General features: G+C 70.2%; 18 protein-coding genes. 14 read left to right on the top strand and 4 right to left on the bottom strand.

Annotated elements, in window-relative coordinates; translation table 11 throughout:
• Positions 1-58 precede the first annotated feature (58 nt).
• The 14 genes from AMA02S_RS33555 (at position 59) to AMA02S_RS33490 (ending at position 16,707) form a co-directional block, all read left to right on the top strand.
• Positions 59-604 carry a NuoB/complex I 20 kDa subunit family protein gene (locus tag AMA02S_RS33555; protein ID WP_067466804.1) on the top strand — a complete coding sequence of 182 codons (546 nt, stop codon included), beginning with the start codon at positions 59-61 and terminating at the stop codon, positions 602-604.
• Entirely contained in the window at positions 604-1,416 is an 813-nt protein-coding gene (locus tag AMA02S_RS33550; protein ID WP_067466801.1) for an NADH-quinone oxidoreductase subunit C, read from the top strand. The genes AMA02S_RS33555 and AMA02S_RS33550 overlap by 1 nt, the downstream gene beginning before the upstream one ends.
• The gene (locus AMA02S_RS33545; RefSeq protein ID WP_067466798.1) at positions 1,413-2,759 is read left to right on the top strand and encodes an NADH-quinone oxidoreductase subunit D; all 1,347 of its coding nucleotides are present in this window, start codon (positions 1,413-1,415) and stop codon (positions 2,757-2,759) included. The genes AMA02S_RS33550 and AMA02S_RS33545 overlap by 4 nt, the downstream gene beginning before the upstream one ends.
• Positions 2,756-3,550 carry an NADH-quinone oxidoreductase subunit NuoE gene (gene nuoE / locus AMA02S_RS33540; RefSeq protein WP_067466794.1) on the top strand — a complete coding sequence of 265 codons (795 nt, stop codon included), beginning with the start codon at positions 2,756-2,758 and terminating at the stop codon, positions 3,548-3,550. Before AMA02S_RS33545 ends, nuoE begins: the two co-directional genes overlap by 4 nt.
• Entirely contained in the window at positions 3,547-4,845 is a 1,299-nt protein-coding gene (nuoF, locus tag AMA02S_RS33535) for an NADH-quinone oxidoreductase subunit NuoF (RefSeq protein ID WP_067466791.1), read from the top strand. The genes nuoE and nuoF overlap by 4 nt, the downstream gene beginning before the upstream one ends.
• On the top strand, positions 4,842-7,418 hold the full coding sequence (locus AMA02S_RS33530; protein ID WP_084265882.1) for an NADH-quinone oxidoreductase subunit G: 2,577 nt from the start codon (positions 4,842-4,844) through the stop codon (positions 7,416-7,418). The genes nuoF and AMA02S_RS33530 overlap by 4 nt, the downstream gene beginning before the upstream one ends.
• Positions 7,415-8,749, top strand: a complete 1,335-nt coding sequence (gene nuoH, locus AMA02S_RS33525; RefSeq protein ID WP_067466789.1) for an NADH-quinone oxidoreductase subunit NuoH — start codon at positions 7,415-7,417, stop codon at positions 8,747-8,749. Before AMA02S_RS33530 ends, nuoH begins: the two co-directional genes overlap by 4 nt.
• Positions 8,736-9,275 (top strand): NADH-quinone oxidoreductase subunit NuoI, encoded by a 540-nt coding sequence (gene nuoI / locus AMA02S_RS33520; protein ID WP_067466787.1) that lies wholly within the window; start codon positions 8,736-8,738, stop codon positions 9,273-9,275. Before nuoH ends, nuoI begins: the two co-directional genes overlap by 14 nt.
• Positions 9,276-9,298: 23 nt before the next feature.
• Positions 9,299-10,243 (top strand): NADH-quinone oxidoreductase subunit J, encoded by a 945-nt coding sequence (locus tag AMA02S_RS33515; protein ID WP_067467191.1) that lies wholly within the window; start codon positions 9,299-9,301, stop codon positions 10,241-10,243.
• The gene (gene nuoK, locus AMA02S_RS33510; RefSeq protein ID WP_067466785.1) at positions 10,240-10,539 is read left to right on the top strand and encodes an NADH-quinone oxidoreductase subunit NuoK; all 300 of its coding nucleotides are present in this window, start codon (positions 10,240-10,242) and stop codon (positions 10,537-10,539) included. Before AMA02S_RS33515 ends, nuoK begins: the two co-directional genes overlap by 4 nt.
• Positions 10,540-10,549: 10 nt before the next feature.
• A complete protein-coding gene (gene nuoL / locus AMA02S_RS33505; protein WP_067466782.1) occupies positions 10,550-12,466 on the top strand; it encodes an NADH-quinone oxidoreductase subunit L in 1,917 nt (638 codons plus the stop codon).
• Positions 12,463-14,043 (top strand): NADH-quinone oxidoreductase subunit M, encoded by a 1,581-nt coding sequence (locus AMA02S_RS33500; RefSeq protein WP_067466779.1) that lies wholly within the window; start codon positions 12,463-12,465, stop codon positions 14,041-14,043. The genes nuoL and AMA02S_RS33500 overlap by 4 nt, the downstream gene beginning before the upstream one ends.
• Positions 14,040-15,635 (top strand): NADH-quinone oxidoreductase subunit NuoN, encoded by a 1,596-nt coding sequence (gene nuoN, locus AMA02S_RS33495; protein WP_067466776.1) that lies wholly within the window; start codon positions 14,040-14,042, stop codon positions 15,633-15,635. Before AMA02S_RS33500 ends, nuoN begins: the two co-directional genes overlap by 4 nt.
• A gap of 85 nt (positions 15,636-15,720) precedes the next feature.
• Positions 15,721-16,707: a polyprenyl synthetase family protein gene (locus AMA02S_RS33490; protein WP_067467187.1), complete on the top strand. Its 987-nt coding sequence runs from the start codon at positions 15,721-15,723 to the stop codon at positions 16,705-16,707.
• 60 nt (positions 16,708-16,767) lie between these two features.
• On the opposite strand, the gene AMA02S_RS33485 is transcribed toward AMA02S_RS33490, so the two are convergent.
• Genes AMA02S_RS33485 through AMA02S_RS33470 form a run of 4 tightly spaced genes read right to left on the bottom strand, consistent with a single transcriptional unit; the run spans position 16,768 to position 20,720 of the window.
• A complete protein-coding gene (locus tag AMA02S_RS33485; protein ID WP_067466773.1) occupies positions 16,768-17,376 on the bottom strand; it encodes a GTP-binding protein in 609 nt (202 codons plus the stop codon).
• On the bottom strand, positions 17,357-17,788 hold the full coding sequence (locus AMA02S_RS33480; protein WP_084265880.1) for a DUF742 domain-containing protein: 432 nt from the start codon (positions 17,786-17,788) through the stop codon (positions 17,357-17,359). The genes AMA02S_RS33485 and AMA02S_RS33480 overlap by 20 nt, the downstream gene beginning before the upstream one ends.
• Positions 17,788-18,207 carry a roadblock/LC7 domain-containing protein gene (locus AMA02S_RS33475; RefSeq protein WP_157431016.1) on the bottom strand — a complete coding sequence of 140 codons (420 nt, stop codon included), beginning with the start codon at positions 18,205-18,207 and terminating at the stop codon, positions 17,788-17,790. The genes AMA02S_RS33480 and AMA02S_RS33475 overlap by 1 nt, the downstream gene beginning before the upstream one ends.
• Positions 18,207-20,720: a sensor histidine kinase gene (locus AMA02S_RS33470; RefSeq protein WP_067466766.1), complete on the bottom strand. Its 2,514-nt coding sequence runs from the start codon at positions 20,718-20,720 to the stop codon at positions 18,207-18,209. The genes AMA02S_RS33475 and AMA02S_RS33470 overlap by 1 nt, the downstream gene beginning before the upstream one ends.
• Positions 20,721-20,886: the final 166 nt, after the last annotated feature.

Here is a 20,886-nt window from a genome sequence, read left to right as displayed (position 1 = left end):
CCTGCGACGAGGGAAGCGCGTGCCGGAAGGCGCGCCGGAGCGGAGCGGGGGCACAGCAATGGGTCTTGAGGAAAAACTCCCGAGCGGGTTCCTGCTGACGACGGTCGAGCAGGTCGCGGGTTGGGCGCGTAAGAGCTCGGTATGGCCCGCGACGTTCGGTCTCGCGTGTTGCGCCATCGAGATGATGGCGACGGGCGATCCGCGGCACGACTTCTCCCGGTGGGGGATGGAGCGCGCCTCGGCGACGCCCCGGCAGGCCGACCTGATGATCGTCGCGGGCCGGGTGAGCCAGAAGATGGCCCCGGTGCTGCGGCAGATCTACGACCAGATGACCGAGCCCAAGTGGGTCATCGCGATGGGCGTGTGCGCCTCGTCCGGCGGCATGTTCAACAACTACGCGATCGTGCAGGGCGTGGACCACATCGTCCCGGTCGACATCTACCTGCCCGGCTGCCCGCCGCGGCCGGAGATGCTGCTGGACGCCATCCTGAAGCTGCACGACAAGATCCAGAACACCAAGCTGGGTCCGCAGCGCCAGAAGCAGATCGCCGAGCTGGAAGAGGCCAAGCGCCGCCGGCTCCCGCTGCTCGGACAGGGGGCCTGATGTCGTCCCAGCACCCGGAGCAGAAGGCCGAGCAGGCCGCCGACCAGTTGCCCGCGCACTCCGCGGAGGAGCGCAGGGAACAGCCCGTGGTCCGCACGGGGATGTTCGGCGCGAAGACGACCGGCGACACCTCCGGCTACGGCGGGCTGGTCGTCCGGCAGAGCCCGAAGGTCAGCGCGCCGCGCCCCTACGGCGGGCCGGCCGGCGCCGCCGAGGCGGGCGAGTTCGACGAGATCGCCGACGAACTGGAGCGCGCCCTGCGGGGTCCGGGGTCGTCCCCGGAGGAAGCACAGCGGGGTCCGGGGTCGTCCCCGGCGGAGACGCTGCCGCTCTACGGGGACGCGATCGAGCGGGTCGTCATCGACCGCGGCGAGATGACGTTCTTCGTCAGGCGTGAGCATCTGCTGGCGGTCGCCCGGACCATGCGGGACGAGCCGTCGCTGCGGTTCGAGCTGTGCTCCGGCGTGTCGGGCGTGCACTACCCGCGCGACACCGGCGCGGAGCTGCACTCGGTGGTCCACCTGCTGTCGATCACGCGTAACCGGCGTGTCCGGCTGGAGGTGACCTGCCCCGACGCCGACCCGCACGTGCCGTCGCTGGTGCCGGTGTACCCGACGAGCGACTGGCATGAGCGGGAGACCTACGACTTCTTCGGAATCGTGTACGACGGCCACCCGGCGCTGACGCGGATCGAGATGCCCGACGACTGGGTCGGCCATCCGCAGCGCAAGGACTATCCTCTCGGCGGCATTCCCGTCGAGTACCGCGGAGCGGAGATCCCGCCGCCCGACGAGCGGAGGTCGTACACATGAGTTCCACGAAGTACACCGAGTACGACGCCTACGCCGCCGACGAGGCGGCCGAGGGCAGGGTCTTCGACGTCAACGGGCAGGACTGGGACCAGGTCGTCGCGGGCGCCGAGGAACTCGGCGACGAGCGGCTCGTCATCAACATGGGCCCGCAGCACCCGTCGACGCACGGGGTGCTGCGGCTGATCCTGACGCTCGACGGCGAGACGGTGAACGAGGCCCGGGTCGGCATCGGCTACCTGCACACCGGCATCGAGAAGAACATGGAGTTCCGTACCTGGACGCAGGGCACCACGTTCTGCACCCGGATGGACTACCTCGCGCCGATCTTCAACGAGACGGCGTACTGCCTGGGCGTGGAGAAGCTGCTCGGCGTCACCGACCAGGTGCCGGAGCGCGCCCAGATCATCCGCGTGATGATGATGGAGCTGAACCGGATCTCCTCGCACCTGGTGGCCATCGCCACGTTCGGGCTGGAGCTCGGCGCGACGACGGTGATGCTCAACGGCTTCATCGAGCGCGAGTACACCCTCGACCTGTTCGAGGAGATCACGGGCCTGCGCATGAACATGGCGTACGTCCGTCCGGGCGGTGTCGCGCAGGACCTGCCGAGCGGGGCGCTCAGCAAGGTCCGCGACTACCTGGACCGGATGCCGAAGCGCATCCTGGCGCTGCGCAAGCTGATGGACTCCAACCACGTCTACCTGGCGCGGACGAAGGACATCGCCTACCTCGACCTCACCGGCTGCATGGCCCTCGGCGTGACCGGCCCCGTGCTGCGCGCCACCGGCCTGCCGTGGGACCTGCGCAAGTCGCAGCCCTACTGCGGCTACGAGACCTACGACTTCAAGGTCGCGACGCAGGACACCTGCGACGTGTACGGCCGCTATCTCGTCCGGATGGAGGAGATGGAGGAGTCCCTGAAGATCGTCGAGCAGTGCGTGGAGCGGCTCCAGTCGGTCAAGGGCCCGGTGATGATCGAGGACAAGAAGATCGGCTGGCCGGCGCAGCTCGCGATCGGCGCGGACGGGATGGGCAACTCGCCCAAGCACATCGCGCACATCATGGGCACCTCGATGGAGGCGCTGATCCACCACTTCAAGCTCGTCACCGAGGGTTTCCGGGTGCCCGCGGGGCAGGCGTACTCGCACATCGAGTCGCCGCGCGGCGAGCTCGGCGCGCACGTGGTCAGCGACGGCGGCACCCGCCCGTACCGCGTGCACTTCCGCGAGCCGTCCTTCGTCAACCTGCAGGCCACCCCGGCGATGGCCGAAGGCGGCATGATCGCCGACGTCATCGCCGCCGTGGCCAGCATCGACCCGGTCATGGGGGGAGTGGACCGATGACGGAGACCAGCGCATACGAGCCCGACGTCCGGGAGCGGCTGGAGCGGGACGCCAAGGAGATCATCGGCCGGTATCCGAAGCCGAGGTCGGCGCTGCTGCCGCTGCTGCACCTGGTGCAGTCGGTGGAGGGGCATGTCACCCAGAACGGCATCGAGTTCTGCGCGGAGCAGCTCGGGATCACGGCCGCGCAGGTGACGGGCGTCGTGACCTTCTACACGCAGTACAAGCAGAAGCCGGTGGGCGAGTACCACGTCGGCGTGTGCATCAACACGCTGTGCGCGGTGATGGGCGGCGACCAGATCTGGGACGAGCTGAGCGAGCACGCCGGGGTGGGGCACGACGAGGCCACCGCGGACGGCAAGGTCAGCCTGGAGCGGATCGAGTGCAACGCCGCCTGCGACTTCGCGCCGGTGATGATGGTCAACTGGGAGTTCTTCGACAACATGACTCCCGAGAAGGCCAAGCGCCTCGTTGATGATCTGCGCTCTGGTAAGCAAGTGCTTCCTTCGCGTGGGCCGAACACCCTGGCCGGCTGGAAGGACGCCTCGCGGGTGCTGGCGGGGTTCCCCGACGGGCTCGCGCACGAGGGCGTCCAGGCCGGTCCGGAGTCGCTGCGCGGACTGAAGCTCGCGCAGGAGCGCGGGTGGGAGGCGCCAGCCACGGATGTGGACCGGGAGCGGCCGCACGAGCCCGTGAAGCCGGGCGAGGTCACCGACCCGCCGCCGAACGAGCCGGGCAAGCCCATCGGCGGCGATGTGAAGCCCGGCAGCCAGGAGGGGCGTAACCAGTGACCACGCTCACCCCGATCCTCACCAAGAACTGGGACCAGCCCGACTCGTTCACCCGCGAGGGCTACGAGCGCGAGGGCGGCTACGAGGCGCTGCGCACCGCGTTCCGGATGGAGCCGGACGAGATCGTCCAGGCGGTCAAGGACTCCGGCCTGCGCGGACGCGGCGGCGCCGGGTTCCCCACCGGCATGAAGTGGGGGTTCCTGCCGCCGAGCAGCCCCAACCCGCGCTACCTCGTCGTCAACGCCGACGAGTCCGAGCCGGGCACCTGCAAGGACATCCCGCTGATGATGGCCAACCCGCACGTGCTGGTCGAGGGCGTCATCATCAGCTCGTACGCGATCAAGTCCAGCCACGCGTTCATCTACGTGCGCGGCGAGGTGCTGCACGTGATCCGCCGGGTGCAGCGGGCGGTCGCGGAGGCCTACGAAGCCGGCTACCTCGGCAAGGACATCCTCGGGTCCGGCTACGACCTTGACGTGGTCGTGCACAGCGGCGCCGGGGCCTACATCTGCGGCGAGGAGACGGCGCTGCTGGACTCCCTGGAAGGGTTCCGCGGTCAGCCCAGGCTGAAGCCTCCCTTCCCGGCGGTCGCGGGCCTGTACGGCGGGCCCACTGTCATCAACAACGTCGAGTCGATCGCCTCGGTTCCCTCGATCGTGGCGAACGGCGCCGACTGGTTCGCCTCCATGGGCACCGAGAAGTCCCAGGGATTCGGGATCTTCTCCCTGTCGGGGCATGTCACGAGGCCCGGGCAGTACGAGGCGCCGCTCGGTATCACGCTGCGGGAACTGCTCGAGATGGCGGGCGGCGTCCGCGAGGGGCACCGGCTGAAGTTCTGGACGCCGGGCGGCTCGTCCACGCCGATCTTCACCGACGAGCACCTGGACGTCCCGCTGGACTTCGAGTCCGTCGGCGCGGCCGGGTCCATGCTCGGAACCCGGGCCCTCCAGATCTTCGACGAGACGACGTGCGTCGTCCGGGCCGTCCTGCGCTGGTCGGAGTTCTACGCGCACGAGTCGTGCGGCAAGTGCACGCCGTGCCGCGAGGGCACCTACTGGTACAAGCAGATGCTGAAGCGGCTGGAGGCCGGGCAGGGCGAGGAGAAGGACCTGGAGACCCTCCTCGACCTGTCGGACAACATCCTCGGCCGCTCGTTCTGCGCGCTGGGCGACGGCGCGACGAGCCCGGTCGTCTCGTCCATCAAGCTGTTCCGGGACGAGTACCTCCAGCACTTCGAGCAGGGCGGCTGTCCGTTCGACCCGTCCAAGTCCACCCTCTGGGGAGGTGCCAGGTGACGGTCACCGACGACAAGGCCGCCGTCGAGCGGCGCGAGGACCTGATCTCGTGCACGATCGACGGTTTCCAGATCGAGGTGCCGAAGGGCACACTGATCATCCGGGCCGCCGAGCTGCTCGGCATCCAGATCCCGCGGTTCTGCGACCATCCGCTGCTCGACCCCGTCGGCGCCTGCCGGCAGTGCCTCGTGGAGATCCCCGACGCCGGGAACGGCCGCGGGATGCCGAAGCCGCAGGCGTCGTGCACGACCACCGTGATGCCGGGCATGGTCGTCAAGACCCAGCTCACCTCGCCGGTCGCCGACAAGGCGCAGCACGGCGTGATGGAACTGCTGCTCATCAACCACCCGCTGGACTGCCCGATCTGCGACAAGGGCGGCGAATGCCCGCTGCAGAACCAGGCGATGTCCAACGGGCGCGGCGAGACCCGGTTCACCGAGGCGAAGCGGACGTTCCCCAAGCCGATCCCGCTGTCGAGCCAGGTGCTGCTCGACCGGGAGCGCTGCATCCAGTGCGCCCGCTGCACCCGGTTCTCCGACCAGATCGCCGGCGACGCGTTCATCGACCTGTTCGAGCGCGGCGCGAAGGAGCAGGTCGGCGCGGCGGACGGCAAGCCGTTCCAGTCCTACTTCTCCGGCAACACCGTGCAGATCTGCCCGGTGGGCGCGCTGACCGGCGCCGCGTACCGGTTCCGGTCGCGGCCGTTCGACCTCGTGTCCCAGCCGAGCACGTGCGAGCACTGCGCGGCCGGCTGCGCGCTGCGCACCGACCACCGGCGCGGAAAGATCACGCGGCGGCTGGCCGGGGACGACCCGCAGGTCAACGAGGAGTGGAACTGCGACAAGGGCCGCTGGGCGTTCACCTACGCCACCCGGCCCGACCGGCTGACGCACCCGCTCGTCCGGGGCGAGAACGGCGAGCTGGAGGCCGCGTCCTGGCCCGAGGCGCTCACGATCGCGGCCCGCGGGCTCGCGGCGGCGCGCGGCTCGGCGGGCGTGCTGGCCGGCGGGCGGGTGACGCTGGAGGACGCCTACGCCTACGCCAAGTTCGCCCGGATCGCGCTCGGCACCAACGACGTCGACTTCCGGGCCCGCCCGCTCTCGGACGAGGAGTCGCAGTTCCTCGCCTCGTCCGTCGCGGGCCGTCCGATCGAGGTGTCCTACGCCGACCTGGAGAAGGCGCCCGCGGTGCTGCTCGCCGGCTTCGAGCCGGAGGAGGAGTCCGCGATCGTGTTCCTGCGGCTGCGCAAGGCGTTCCGCAAGAACGGGCTGAAGGTCTTCGCGGCCGCGCCGTTCGCGACGCGCGGGCTGCGCAAGGTCGGCGGCACGCTGCTGCCGACGCCGCCCGGCGCCGAGGCCGAGACGCTCGGCTCGCTGATCGGCGACGACCACCGCGCGGACGTCCGCACGCTGCTGGAGACCCCCGGCGCCGTGATCATGGTGGGTGAGCGGCTGGCGGGCAGCCCCGGCGCGCTGTCGTCGGTGGTGCGGCTCGCGCAGGTGACCGGCGCCCGGCTGGCGTGGGTACCGCGCCGGGCCGGGGAGCGCGGCGCGATCGAGGCCGGGGCGCTGCCCGGGCTGCTGCCGATCGGCCGTCCGGCCGCCGACCCGGGGGCGCGCGCCGAGGTGGCCCGCGCCTGGGGCGTGGCCGAGCTGCCCGCGGCGCCCGGCCTCGGCACCGATGGGATCATCGCGGCGGCGGCGCAGGGACGGCGCGGCGCGCTGCTCGTCGGCGGCGTCGACCCGGGCGACCTGGCCGACCCCGCGGCGATGCTGGCGGCGCTGGACGCGACGCCGTTCGTGGTGAGCCTGGAGCAGCGGCCGAGCGCCGTCACCGACCGCGCGGACGTGGTGCTGCCGGTCGCGGCGGTCGCCGAGAAGTCCGGCACGTTCGTCAACTGGGAGGGCCGCGGCCGGCAGTTCGACGTGGTGCTGAAGTCCGCCGGGCGGCTGTCGGACCTGCGGGTCCTGGACGCGCTGGCGAACGAGATGGACGTCCACCTGGGGCTGCCCGGACCCGAGGCGGCGCGCCGGGAGCTGACCGGTCTCGGCGCCTACCGCGGCGAGCGCCCGGACGCGCCGAACGTGCCGCAGGCGCTCCCGCCGCAGCCCGGGCACGGCGAGGCGCTGCTGGCGACCTGGCGGCTGCTGCTCGACGGAGGCCGGCTCCAGGACGGCGAGCCGTTCCTCGCGGGCACCGCGAAGCCCGCGGTGGCCCGGCTGTCGCCCGCGACGGCCGCCGAGATCGGCGCGACGGACACCGGCACCGTGACCGTGTCGGCGGCCGGCGGCGCGGTCACGCTGCCGCTGGAGGTCACCGCCGACCTGCCCGATCGGGTCGTGTGGCTGCCGACGAACTCGGCGGGCTGTAGCCTGCACCGGGACCTCGGGACAACGGCCGGAGGCGTCGTCCGGATCGCGGCCGGTGAGCCCGCCGGTGCACCCGCGGACGGCACGGTCGCCGGCGTCACGCGCGTCCGCGCGACGCGGACCGGCCCGGCGCCCACCGGTGCCACCCGAGCCGACGCCACCGATGGCGGCGGGACCGAGAACACCGCTGGAGGCTCACGATGAGTCCGCACCTGCTCGCGGCGGCGCCCGCGAAGGAACCCGGGCTGAAGGACTTCGGCAGCGACCCGTGGTGGCTGATCGGCGGCAAGGTCCTGGCGATCTTCGTGTTCCTGGTGCTGACCGTCCTGCTGTCGATGTGGGTGGAGCGGCGCGTCATCGGCCGGATGCAGCTGCGCGTCGGCCCGAACCGGGTCGGCCCGTTCGGGCTGCTCCAGGGCCTCGCGGACGGTGTCAAGCTGGCGCTGAAGGAGGACATCGTCCCCCGCCAGGTCGACAAGCTCGTGTTCGTCCTCGCGCCGATCATCTCGGCGGTGCCGGCGTTCATCTCCTTCGTGATCATCCCGTTCGGGCCGACGGTGTCGGTGTTCGGGCACGAGACGGCGCTACAGGGCACCGACCTGCCGGTCGCGGTGCTGCTGGTGCTGGCGATGTCGTCCATGGGCATCTACGGGATCGTGCTCGCCGGCTGGTCGTCGATGTCGCCGTACTCGCTGCTCGGCGGGCTCCGCTCGTCCGCGCAGATGATCTCCTACGAGATCGCGATGGGGCTGTCGTTCGTCGCGGTGTTCATGTTCGCCGGCTCGATGTCCACCTCCGACATCGTCGCGGCGCAGCACGACAAGTGGTACGTGGTGCTGCTGTTCCCGTCCTTCATCGTGTACGTGATCACCATGATGGGGGAGTCGAACCGCATCCCGTTCGACCTGCCCGAGGGCGAGGGCGAGCTGGTCGGCGGCTTCCACACCGAGTACTCCTCGCTGAAGTTCGCGATGTTCTTCCTGGCGGAGTACATCAACCTCGCGACGCTGTCGGCCCTCGCCACGACGCTGTTCCTCGGCGGCTGGCGGGCGCCCGCGCCGATCTCCACGGTGTGGGAGGGCGCCAACGCCGGCTGGTGGCCGGTGCTGTGGTTCCTGGTCAAGCTGTGGTTGTTCATCTTCTTCTTCATCTGGCTGCGCGGCTCCCTGCCGCGGGTGCGCTACGACCAGCTGATGAAGCTCGGCTGGAAGGTGCTGATGCCCTTCTCGCTCGGCTGGATCCTGCTGGTCGCGACCGTCAAGGCTTTCCGCAACGAGGGCTACGACGTACAGAAGATCTTCATCGGCGCCGCGGTCGTCGCGGCGGTCGTGCTGGTGGCCACGGTGGTCTGGGAGATGTTCCGGGGCGAGGACGACAAGGAGATCGTCCCGGGGATGGACCGGGACGCGCCGCGCGACCCCGCCGCGGGCGGGTTCCCGGTGCCGCCGATGGACGCGCCGCACTACCACGGCGGCCCGGCCGGGGCGACCACGATCAAAACCCCTCCAGAGGAGGTCACCAGTGGGACTCACTGATTTCCTGAATCCGGTCAAGGGGTTCGGGGTCTCGTTCCACCAGCTGTTCAGCAAGAGCGAGACCGTTCAGTACCCCGAGGTGAAGAAGCCGACCGCTCCGCGCTTCCACGGGCGGCACCAGCTCAACCGGTGGCCGGACGGCCTGGAGAAGTGCATCGGCTGCGAGCTGTGCGCCTGGGCGTGCCCCGCCGACGCCATCTTCGTCGAGGGCGCCGACAACACCGCCGAGGAGCGCTACTCGCCCGGCGAGCGGTACGGCCGCATCTACCAGATCAACTATCTGCGGTGCATCCTGTGCGGGCTGTGCATCGAGGCGTGCCCGACCCGGGCGCTCACGATGACCAACGAGTACGAGCTCGCCGACGACAGCCGCGAGAGCCTGATCTACACCAAGGACATGCTGCTGGCGCCGCTGCGCGAGGGCATGGACCCGCCGCCGCACGAGATGCGGCTCGGCGACACCGAGGAGGACTACTACCGCCTCGGCCTCCAGCCCGAGACGCCCGGAGAGGGTGAGGGCAAGTGAGCGCCGCGCTGTCCGGGCACGTCCTGACGGGGCATCTCGCGGCAGGGCAGGTGCTGGCGGGGAACGTCGCCGACAAGCAGTCGGGCGAGCCGTTCTTCTTCTGGCTGCTGGCCGTCGTGTCCGTCACCGCCGCCCTCGGCATGATCTTCATGCGGAAGGCGGTGCACTCGGCGCTGCTGCTGGCGACCGTGATGCTGTCGCTGGCCGCGCTGTACGCGATCCAGGACGCGCCGTTCCTGGCGTTCGTCCAGGTGATCGTGTACACCGGCGCGGTCCTGATGCTGTTCCTGTTCGTGCTGATGCTGGTCGGGGTCAGCTCCACCGACTCGCTGGTGGAGACGATCCGGGGGCAGCGCTTCTGGGCGGCGATCGCGGCGCTCGGATTCTTCGTCCTGCTGGCGGTCGGGCTCGGGAACGCGGCGCTCGGCGACTCGGCCGGGCTGAAGACCGCCAACGCCGACGGCAACGTCATCGGCCTCGCCCGGCTGCTGTTCAAGGACTACGTGTTCGCGTTCGAGGCGACCAGCGCCCTGCTGATCACCGCGGCGCTCGGCGCGATGGTGCTCGCGCACCGCGAGCGGACCGAGCCGAAGAAGACGCAGCGCGACCTGTCCAAGGGACGGTTCCTGTCCGGCGACCACCCCGGCCCGCTGCCCGGCCCCGGCACCTACGCCCGGCACAACGCCGTCGACATGCCGGCGCTGCTGCCGGACGGGACGCCCTCGGAGCTGTCGGTCAACCCGGTCATCGCGGCCCGTACCGACACCGTCGAGCGGCACACCGACCTGTACGGCAGATCCGAGGAGGAGGCCGCCGGCCAGGACGTGGCCGCGGTGCGGGCCGTGACCGAGGAGTCGCAGGACGCGGGCGCCGAGTCGCGCGTCGTCAAGGCCGGGTCGCCGGTCGCGGGCGGGGACGCCGGCGGCGGGACGTCCGGCAACGAACGTGAAGGCGAGGCTGGTCAATGAGTCCGGGGCACTACCTGGCGCTCTCGGCGATCCTGTTCACCATCGGTGCCCTCGGCGTGCTCGTGCGCCGCAACGCCATCGTGGTGTTCATGTGCGTCGAGCTGATGCTGAACGCCACGAACCTGGCGTTCGTGTCGTTCTCCCGCATGCACGGCGAGCTCGACGGGCAGATCATCGCGTTCTTCGTGATGGTGGTGGCCGCGGCGGAGGTCGTGGTGGGCCTGGCGATCATCATGACCATCTTCCGGACCCGCAGGTCCTCGTCGGTGGACGACGCGAACCTGCTGAAGTACTGAGAGGCCGAGGATGAAAGCGGAAGGCATCCAGGCCGCGTCCTGGCTTCTCATCGCGCTCCCGCTCGCGGGCGCCGCGATCCTCCTGCTCGGGGGGAGGCGCACCGACAGGTGGGGCCACCTGCTCGGCGTCACGATGTCGGTCGCGTCGTTCGCGGTCGGCTGCGCGATGTTCGTCCAGATGCTCGGGTACGACGCCGAGGAGCGGCGCCGCACCCTGCACCTGTGGGACTTCATCGACGTCGGCACGTTCAAGGTCGGGATGGACCTGCTGGTGGACCCGCTGTCCATCAGCTTCGTCCTGCTGATCACCGGGGTGGGCTCGCTCATCCACGTCTACTCGATCGGCTACATGGCCGACGACCCGGACCGGCGCCGGTTCTTCGCGTACCTGAACCTGTTCGTCGCGGCGATGCTGCTGCTGGTGCTCGGCAACAACTTCCTGGTCCTGTTCCTCGGCTGGGAGGGCGTGGGTCTCGCGTCCTACCTGCTGATCGGGTTCTGGCAGTACAAGCCGACCGCCGCGACCGCCGCGAAGAAGGCGTTCGTCGTCAACCGCGTCGGTGACCTCGGCCTGATCCTCGCGATCGCGCTGATGTTCTCCACCTTCGGGACAATCGGCTTCGACCAGATCCTCGGCACCGGCGCCGAGCACGTGGGCCTCGCGTCGAAGCTCAGCACCGGCACCGCCACCGCGATCGGGCTCCTGCTCCTGCTCGGCGCCTGCGGCAAGTCCGCGCAGCTCCCGCTCCAGTCCTGGCTCCTCGACGCGATGGAGGGCCCGACCCCGGTGTCGGCGCTCATCCACGCGGCGACGATGGTGACCGCGGGCGTCTACCTGATCGTCCGGGCCGCGCCGATCTTCGAGATGTCCGACAACGCGCAGCTCGCGGTGACGATCGTCGGTGCGGCGACGCTGCTCGCCGGTGCGATCATCGGGTGCGGGAAGGACGACATCAAGAAGGCCCTCGCGGGCTCGACGATGTCGCAGATCGGCTACATGCACCTCGCCGCGGGGCTCGGCAAGCCCGGCTACGTCTTCGCCATCGCGCACCTCATCGCGCACGGCTTCTTCAAGGCGGGCCTGTTCCTCGGCGCCGGGTCGGTCATGCACGGCATGAAGGACGACGTGAACATGCGCCACTACGGCGCGCTCCGCACGATGATGATCGTCACCTACGCGACGTTCGGGCTCGGATACCTCGCCATCATCGGCTTCCCGGGCCTGTCCGGCTGGTTCACCAAGGACGGCATCATCGAGGCCGCGTTCGACAAGGGCGGCACGTCCGGGGCGATCCTCGGCTCGTGCGCGCTGATCGGCGCGGGCATCACCGCCTACTACATGTCGCGGGTGATGTTCATGACGTTCTTCGGTGAGAAGCGCTGGGAGGAGGACGTCCACCCGCACGAGTCGCCGAAGGTGATGACCCTCCCGCTGATCGTGCTGGCGTTCGGCTCCGTCTTCGCCGGTGGGTTCCTGATCCTCGGCGGGTTCGCCGACTTCCTGGAGCCGGTCGTCGGGGCGCCCGAGCACGAGCACGAGTTCCAGCCGCTCACCGGGCCGAGCATCGCCACGTTCGTGCTGATGGTGATCGGCGCCGGTATCGCCTGGCGGCAGTACGGCAGCCGGAAGGTGCCGCGCGAGGCGCCCGCCGGCTCGTTCGTCACCGTCGCCGCCCGCAAGGACCTCTACGGGGACGCGCTGAACGAGTCGCTGCTGATGCGGCCCGGCCAGTGGCTGACCCGGCTCGCGGTGTGGTTCGACGGACGGGGCGTCGACGGCGCCGTCAACGGCCTCGCCGCGGGAGTCGGTGGCAGCTCCGGCCGGGTCCGGCGGCTGCAGACCGGCTTCGCACGCTCCTACGCCCTTTCGATGTTCTTCGGTGCGGCGCTCGTCGTGGCGGCGCTCCTGGTGGTGAACGTGACATGAGTGACTTTCCCTGGCTGAGCGTCCTCATCGCGCTGCCGCTGGTCGGCGCGTTCCTCGTGGCGGTGCTGCCGCGCGAGCGGGAGACGCTGGTCAAGCAGGTCGCGCTCGGCGCGTCCGTGGTCGTCGCGGTGCTGACGCTGGTGATGGCCGCGCGGTTCGACGCGGACGGCGCCCGGTTCCAGTTCACCGAGAAGTACTGGTGGATCAAGGCGTTCGGGGTCCACTGGGCGCTCGGCGTCGACGGCGTCGCGCTGGTGCTGATCGTGCTGTCGGTGATCCTCGTCCCGCTGGTCATCCTGGCGTCGTGGAACGAGGCCGACCGTTCGGGCGGCGTGGACGTGCCGGCCAAACGGTCGGTGAAGACGTACATGGCGCTGCTGCTGTCGCTGGAAGCGGCGATGATCGGCGTGTTCGCGGCGACCGACGTGTTCGTGTTCTACGTCTTCTTCGAGGCGATGCTGATCCCGGTGTACTTCATCATCGGGTACTACGGCGGCGCGCAGCGCTCCTACGCCGCGGTGAAGTTCCTGCTGTACTCGCTGTTCGGCGGGTTGCTGATGCTCGTCGCGGTGATCTGGCTGTACCCGCTGTCGAGCAAGTCCGTCGCCGACGGCGGGCTCGGGCACGGCACGTTCATGTTCGACGAGCTGTCGAGGATGAACATCGACCCGACCACCGCCAAGTGGCTGTTCCTCGGCTTCTTCATCGCCTTCGCGATCAAGGCGCCGATGGTGCCCGTCCACACCTGGCTGCCGGACGCGGCGCAGCAGTCGCCGCCGGGCGCGCTCGTCCTGATCGTCGGCGTCCTGGACAAGGTCGGCACGTACGGGATGCTGCGGTTCTGCCTGGAGCTGTTCCCCGGCGCCGCCAAGTGGGCGACCCCGGTCGTGCTCGGGTTCGCGGTGCTGAGCATCATCTACGGCGCCGTCCTCGCGATCGGGCAGGTGGACCTCAAGCGCCTGATCGCCTACACCTCGGTGTCGCACTTCGGGTTCATCGTGCTCGGTATCTTCGCGATGACCTCGCAGGGCCAGTCCGGCGCGACGCTCTACATGGTCAACCACGGGTTCTCCACCGGTGCGCTGTTCCTCGTCGTCGGATTCATGATCGTCCGGCGGCGGTCGGCGCGGATCGGCGACTACGGCGGCGTCCAGAAGGTCGCGCCCGTCCTCGCCGGGACGTTCCTCGTCGCGGGCCTGTCCGGGCTGTCGCTGCCCGGCCTGTCCACGTTCGTGTCGGAGTTCCTCGTCATCGTCGGGACGTTCAGCCGCTACCGGTGGGCCGCCGTGCTCGCCGTCAGCGGCGTCGTCCTCGCTGCCATCTACATCCTGTGGATGTACCAGCGGACCATGGGCGGGCCGAAGGCCCCGGCCGTCGAGGGCATGCGGGACCTCACCGCACGCGAGAAGTGGGCGGTCGCCCCCATCATCGCGATCATCGTGGCGATGGGCCTGTTCCCGCAGCCGGTGCTGCACGTCATCAACCCATCGGTGAAGCACACGCTGGCCCGGATCGACCGGCACGATCCCGCGCCGAAGATCACCGGCAATGTGGCCGAGAACGGAGCCCGCCCATGAGCCGCAGCAGTCAGGTGAGCGCCGTCCTCGCGCAGGGGGGTGACATCCAGGCGCCGCACATCGAGTACGACCAGATCGGCCCGCTGCTGCTGGTCCTCGGCGTCGCCGTCCTCGCCGTGCTGGTCGAGGCGTTCGTCGGCCGCACCTGGCGGTACTACGTGCAGGTGCCGCTGGCGTTCCTCGGCCTGGCGGGCGCGTTCGCGTGGACGATCGTCCTCGGCTGGCGGGACGAGCCGCACCACGTCGCCGCCGAAGGCGCGCTGGGCGTCGACGGACCCACCCTGTTCCTCCAGGGGACCATCCTGATCCTCGCGCTGGTCAGCCTCCTGCTGATCGCCGAGCGGGGGAACGGCCGCGGCGGCATCGTCGGCGGCCACTTCGCCGCCCAGGCGTCCGCGCTGCCGGGCAGCGAGGCCGAGCAGCGCAGCAGCGCCGCGGGGCTCACCCAGACCGAGGTCTTCCCGCTGATGCTGTTCGCGGTCGGCGGGATGCTGATGTTCCCGGCCTCCAACGACCTGCTCACCATGTTCGTGGCGCTGGAGGTCATGTCGCTGCCGCTGTACCTGCTGTGCGGCATGGCCCGCCGCCGGCGCCTGCTGTCGCAGGAGGCCGCGGTCAAGTACTTCCTGCTCGGCGCGTTCTCCTCCGCGTTCTTCCTGTACGGGGCGGCGCTGCTGTACGGGTACGCCGGGTCGGTGAAGCTCGCCGACATCTCCGTCCAGATCGGCAAGGACGCCGGCAGCGAGACGCTCCTGCTCGCCGGCGTCGCGCTGCTGTCGGTCGGCCTGCTGTTCAAGCTCGGCGCGGTGCCGTTCCACATGTGGAAGCCGGACGTCTACCAGGGCGCCCCGACCCCGATCACGGCGCTGATGGCGTCCTGCACCCTCGTCGCCGCGTTCGGCGCGATCCTGCGTGTCTACTACGTCGCGTTCGAGACGCTGAAGTGGGACTGGGAACCGATCATGTGGGGTGTGGCGATCATCACCATGGTGATCGGCGCGGTCATCGCGATCACGCAGACCGACCTCAAGCGGATGCTGGCCTACTCCTCGATCGCGCACGCGGGCTTCCTGCTCACCGGCGTCGTCGCCACGTCCAAGGACGGCCTGTCCGGGACGCTGTTCTACCTCGCGGCCTACGGCTTCACCACGATCGGCGCGTTCGCGGTGATCACGATGGTGCGGGACGCGGGCGGCGAGGCGGCGCACCTGTCCCGCTGGGCCGGGCTCGGCAAGCGCTCCCCGGTGGTCGCCGGCACCTTCGCCTTCTTCCTGCTGGCCTTCGCCGGAATCCCGCTGACCAGCGGCTTCACCGGCAAGTTCGCGGTGTTCAAGGCGGCGGTCGAGGCGGACGCCACCCCACTGGTGATCGTCGGCGTGATCTCCTCCGCGATCGCCGCGTTCTTCTACGTCCGGGTGATCGTCGTGATGTTCTTCAGCGAGCCGGAGGCGGACGGGCCCACCGTCGTCGCGGGGCCGGCGACCGCGGCAGCCGTCGCGCTCGGGTTGACGGCTACTGTGGTACTCGGTGTGCTCCCCCAGCCGATCCTGGACCTCGCGGGGCACGCAACGACACAGATGTTCGTCCGGTAGGGAGTCATGGGTGAGCAACGCCTTCGCTGAGGAGCCCGGTCCGTTCCGGGGAGCGTGGGGGGTCGCCCCCCCACAGGAGAGCGGCCTGTTCGGTCTTCACCTCGACGCGACCCTCGCAGCCGACGCCAAGGAGCGCCTCGCCGCCGTCGAGGCGCTTCTCCTGGAGTCCGTCCACGGCGAGGACCCGCTGCTCACCGAGGCGTCGAAGCACCTGGTCGTCGCGGGCGGCAAGCGATTCCGCCCGATGCTGGTGCTGCTCGCCTCCCACTTCGGCGACCCCGCCGCGGCCGGCGTCGTCCCGGCCGCGGTGGTGGTCGAGCTGACCCACCTCGGGACGCTCTACCACGACGATGTGATGGACGAGGCGACCGTCCGCCGCGGCCAGGAGTCGGCCAACTCCCGCTGGACCAACACCGTCGCCATCCTCACCGGCGACTACCTGTTCGCCCGCGCCTCGGACCTGCTCGCCGACCTCGGTCCCGACGCCGTCCGCATCCAGGCCCGCGCGTTCGCCCGCCTCGTCCGCGGCCAGATCCAGGAGACGGTCGGCCCCGCCGAGGGCAGCGACGACCTCAAGCACTACCTGCGGGTCCTCGCCGACAAGACCGGCTCACTGATCGCCGTCTCCGGCCAGTTCGGCGCCCTGCTGTCCGGCGCGCCCGCGCAGGTCGTCGACACGATCACCTCCGCCTGCGAGAAGATCGGCATCGCGTTCCAGCTGTCGGACGACATCCTCGACATCGACTCCGAGGCCGAGCAGTCCGGCAAGACCCCCGGGACCGACCTGCGCGAGGGCATCCGCACGCTCCCCATGCACCACGTCCTCGCCGGCGCCGGTTCCGGCCCCGACGACGCGCGCCTTCGCGAGCTGCTCGTCCAGGACCTCTCCGACGACGCCCTGCACGCCGAGGCCCTCGCCCTCCTGCGCGCCCACCCCGCCATGGCCCGGGCCCGCGCCGACCTGCGCCAGTGGGCCGAAGGCGCCCGAGCCGAACTGCTCACCCTCCCCGACATCCCCGCGCGCTCGGCCTTCACCGGCCTCTGCGACTACGTGGTGTCAAGGACGGGTTGAGAAAGCGAACGTTCGTCAGGGGGGTGTGTGCGTCCAAGCGCACACACCCCCCTGACGCGTTTACGCCTTGAGGGGTTCCTGGGTCAGGCCGCGGGCTTTCATGGCGTGCAGGACGAGGTCGATGAGGACCTGCTTGCACGAGTCCATGCTGCGCGCGTCGCAGAGCATGACCGGAACCTTGGGACCGAGGTTGAGGGCGAGCTGGATCTCGTCCAGGTCGTATTGGCGGGCACCCTCGAAACAGTTGACGGCCACGATGAACGGGGTGTCGCGGCGCTCGAAGTAGTCGACCGACGGGAAGCAGTCGGACAGCCGGCGGGTGTCGGCGAGGACGACCGCGCCGAGGGAGCCGAGGGCCACCTCGTCCCACATGAACCAGAAGCGCTCCTGCCCGGGGGTACCGAACAGGTACAGGACGTACTCGTCGCGCATCGTGATGCGGCCGAAGTCCATCGCGACGGTCGTCGTCTTCTTGCGCTCGACCCCCGAGACGTCGTCGACGCCGATGCTCTCGTCGGTGAGGAGTTCCTCGGTGCGCAGGGGTTGCGTCTCGGAGACCGTGCCGACCATGGTGGTCTTGCCGACACCGAAACCGCCCGCGATCACGATCTTGACCGCGGTGGGGAGCCGGCGGGCGCGCACGTCATGCCTAGAGGGCCCGGAGACCATCGATCACCGCCTTGTAGAGCCTGATGTCGTGCATGTCCGCCTCTGGTTCGGGTTCCTGCATCGAGACGAACCCCTTGTCGAGCAGGTCGCCCAGCAACACCCGTACGGTCGCGACGGGAAGGTCGAGATGGCCGGTGAGCTCGGCCACCGACAGGACGGACTGGCACAGCCGGAGGATCGCCAGATGCTCGGGGCCGAGCCCGATCGCGCCCTCGGGTTCGGGCCCGTCCGCCACCACGAGCGTGATGAGGTCGAACTTGCCGCGGGTCGGCTCGATCCGTCCGCTCGTCATCACGTAGGGCCGCACCATCGGCCCGGCCTGCTCGTCGAGCCACCGGTGGTCCGGGGCGGGCGGGCGCGGTACCGGTTCCTCCGGCCAGTGCTCCTGCGGGGGGTCCTCGGGGGGGATCATCAGGTCCGTCCCTCCGCGGCGGCCTCCGTGCGGGACGGGGATGTCAGGTGGTGCCCCATCGCGGTGACGAGCATGGCCATCTCGTAGGCGATCAGGCCCACATCGGCGTCCTCCCCGGCCAGCACCGCCAGGCAGGCGCCCTTCCCGGCGACCGTCACCAGCATGAACGCCGACTGCATCTCGACGATCGTCTGCCGGACCGGACCGCCGCCAAAACGCGTCCCGGCGCCCTTGGCCAGGCTCTGGATGCCGGCCGCCACCGCCGCCAGGTGCTCGCCGTCGTCCTGCGTCACACCCTTCGAGGACGCCATCAAGAGCCCGTCCGCCGATAGCACGACCGCGCTGCGGGCGTGCGGCAGCCGATGGACCAGATCGTCCAGCAACCAGCCCAGATCGGATGAAGGACCCGCCTTCTGCATCACTGGTCTTCCTCGCCTTCCGCTGCTTGATCGCCGATGACCTCAGCCGCGTCGGTGCGGCCACGCCGAGAGCCGCGCTGGTACGAGCCCATGATCCGCTTGATCTCCTCGGGCGGACGGCCGGGGTCGTCGTCCTCGTCCGGTTGCTCGGCGACGACGGGCTCGTCGGTGCGCAGGGGCTCGGCGAGATTCGCCTGCGGCACCCGGACGGGCAGGCCGGACGGGGTGGTGGAGATCTCGGGCACGGGTGACTGGTCCTCCGGCTCGGTGATTTCGGGATGCCCCCCGTCCAACGCCCCGACCGCCGGTATTTCGCCGGTGTCAGCCGGTTCGACCAGCCGGTGCTTGCCGGTCGTCCTCGATTGGTCGCGCGGGGCGGAGTCGTCGTGGGAGCGCCTCCCGCGTTCGGGGTCATCGTCCTGCCGGTCGGGCAGGAAGGTCTCATCGCCATCGTCATCTCCCCGGCCGGACGGCTCGGGCGCGGGCGGCGGCACGGCCACCAGCGCCGGCCCCGACGGCTGGGCGGTCATCGTGAGCGTCCCGGTCGCGTGGCCCGCGCCGCCGCCGACCGCCGCCGGCTGCCGCACCTCTAGCCCGTTCCGCGTGGTGGCACCCGCGCCGACGGGCACCGGCCCCTCCTCGACCACGAACTCCTTGGGGATGACCACGACCGCGGTGGTGCCGCCGTAGGCGGACCGCTTCAGCGACACCTGGAGCCCGTACCGCTCGGCGAGCTTGCTGACCACGTAGAGGCCGAGCTGCACCGAGCTCTGCAGGTTGAACTCCGGCGGGTCCGCGATCCGCTCGTTGATCTCGGTGAGCTTCTCCTCGGTCATGCCGAGCCCGCGGTCCTCGATGTCGATGGCGAACCCGCTCGCGACGAGGTGACCGCTGACCTGCACCACGGTGTCGGGCGGCGAGAACGACACCGCGTTCTCGATCAGCTCGGCCAGCAGGTGCGTGACGTCGCCGACCGCCCGTCCGGCCAGCTCGTACTGTCCCAGCGGCAGGACGGCGACCCGGGTGTAGTCCTCGACCTCGCCGACCGCGGCGCGGATGACGTCGACCATCGGCACCGCGTTGCGCCATCCACGGGCGGGCAGCGAACCGGAGAGCACGATCAGGTTCTCCGCGTTGCGCCGCATACGGGTCGCGAGGTGGTCGAGCCGGAACAGCTCCTCCAGGTCCTTGACCTCGATGTCGCGGCGGCGCTCCATGGTGTCGAGCATGGTGAGCTGCCGGTGCACGAGCGTCTGCGTCCGCCGCGCCAGGCTCAGCAGGACGTCCCGGATGCCGCGGCGCAGCTCGGCCTGCTCGACGGCGGTGCGGATCGCGGTCTCCTGGACGGCGTTGAACGCCCGTCCCACCTGCCCGATCTCGTCGCGGCCGAACTCCAGCGGCGGCGCCTCCACCGAGACGTCCACATCCTCCCCATGCCCGAGCCGATCGACGACCCCCGGCAACCGCTGTTCGGCCAGCTCCCACGCCGCCTGCCGCAATCGTTCCAATTGCCGCACAAGCGCCCGCGCTGTCGTGATCGACAGGATGACGGACGCCACGACCGCGAGGAGGCCCAGCCCGCCGGCCAGCGCCAGCCGGACGACCACACCGATCGCGACCGGTGTGGCGCGTTCGAGGAGACCGTCGCCACTGTCGAGTACGAGCCGCTCGTGCCCCGCGATGACCGGCTGAGCTGCCGACCTCCATTCATCCGCCGTGATGGGGGCCTTGATCGTGGTACGCGACCGCTGGATCACCCGGTCTTCGAGGAAACGGAGCCGGGTGGAGGCGGCGCCGGCGCGGAACCTCTCGTAGGCGTTGCGGTCCGCGTCCGGCAAGTCGGAGACCGCCTCGTCGAACAGGAACCGCTGCGTGCCGACGAGCTGGGTGAACTCGACGGACTCGCCGCCGTTGAAGCGTCCCGCGGTCAGCGCGCCTGCCAGCAGAGCGTCCTCCCGGGAGAGGATCTCCCTGGCTCTGGTCAGGGAGATGAGGGTGCGGCTGTCTTTCGCGAGGTCCTCGTCGTTCAGGGCGGCACTCGAACCGAAGATCCGAAATGTGGAGTCGATGATGCCGTTGAACGTCTGCGCGGCCTGGCCGCGGCTCGCTCCGGTGTCGATGGCGCGACGGGCGGCGGCGAGGCCGTCCAGCCGCGTGAGCGTCTCCTTGGTCCACTTCCAGCCGCTGTCGCTCGCCGCGTCCTTGGTGTCGTCGCTGCCCGCGAGCCGGCTGAATTTGTTCGCGACCTTGTCGGTGTGTGCTCGCTGAGTTTGCAGCGCGCTGCGTTGCTGGAGGCTGGGGCGGCCCAGGTACACCATCGTCGCCCTGCGTTCCTCCTGGAGAGCGGTGATCAGGTCGGAGCCGGGCCGGCCGGTTTGCGCGTCGAGAGTGCTGACCGTGAGCAGGTCGAGGCCTTCGCGGAGGGTCACCCACGCGGCGAATCCCCAGAGTGCTACGAGCGACAGCAGTAGCGCCGTGACCTTGGCCCGCACGCGCGAATTGCGCAAGCGCATTTTACCTGCCCAAGAAAATAGAAAGCCGCCCAGGCGTCCCCGGGGGCCGGGGATCAAAAGGCCCGGCTCGGCGGGGGCCTGCCAGGCCGAAACAGGCCAGTGTTCCGAGCCAGGCAGAACTTTAGCAACGGTGCCATATCGCCTCAAGGTGAAAGCCGACAACAGG

The sequence above is a fragment of the Actinomadura macra NBRC 14102 genome (genome assembly GCF_001552215.1).
GTDB classification, from domain to species: Bacteria; Actinomycetota; Actinomycetes; order Streptosporangiales; family Streptosporangiaceae; genus Spirillospora; species Spirillospora macra.
Note: the sequence above shows the minus strand (reverse complement) of the source record. Positions and strands in the feature narration are given on the sequence as shown.